This window comes from Salinicola sp. (assembly GCF_982684285.1).
The window spans coordinates 6,266-6,771 of record NZ_CEXLVS010000046.1 but is presented as its reverse complement, the minus strand read 5'-3'; the positions used below and the strand labels follow the sequence as shown (position 1 = coordinate 6,771).

General features: G+C 65.4%; 1 protein-coding gene. It reads right to left on the bottom strand.

The features are described from left to right. On the bottom strand, positions 1-364 hold a 364-nt coding region (locus tag AC3AYF_RS06105; protein ID WP_487779516.1), incomplete at its 3' end, for a PaaI family thioesterase. Between the last annotated feature and the right edge of the window lie 142 nt (positions 365-506).

Genomic DNA, 506 nt, shown 5'->3' with positions numbered 1-506 from the left:
CGTTGTCGCCGGTGGAGAAGAGCTGCACTTCACCCACCGCCAGCCGCTGGCCGAGCTTGAGAATGCGCGCGTTGGCGATCAGGTCACGGTCGCCGCGGGCACGGCGCAGGAAGTGGCAGTTGAGGCTGCTGGTTACCGCCATCGCTTCCGGCCCGATCTGGGCCAGGACCGCCACGTAGAGGCACACGTCGGCCAGGTTCACCATCGACGGGCCGGAGACACATGCGCCTGGGCGCAGGTGCTCGTCCTCGATCGCCAGGCTCATGGTCGCCCGCATGTGATCGACGGCTTCGATGGTACCCTGACGCTGGGGGAAGACATCATCGAGGAAGTCCTCGATTTCGGCGGCGGTCATCACGGTCATCGGGCTCTCCCTGGATGGCTGTTCGACGGGCGGCGCAGCATCGACGGGAACGACAGCGCCGCCGTCAAGATAGCCCAGAGAGCTGGAAGCTGGAAGCTGGAAGCTGGAAGCTGGAAGCTGGAAGCTGGAAGCTGGAAGCTGG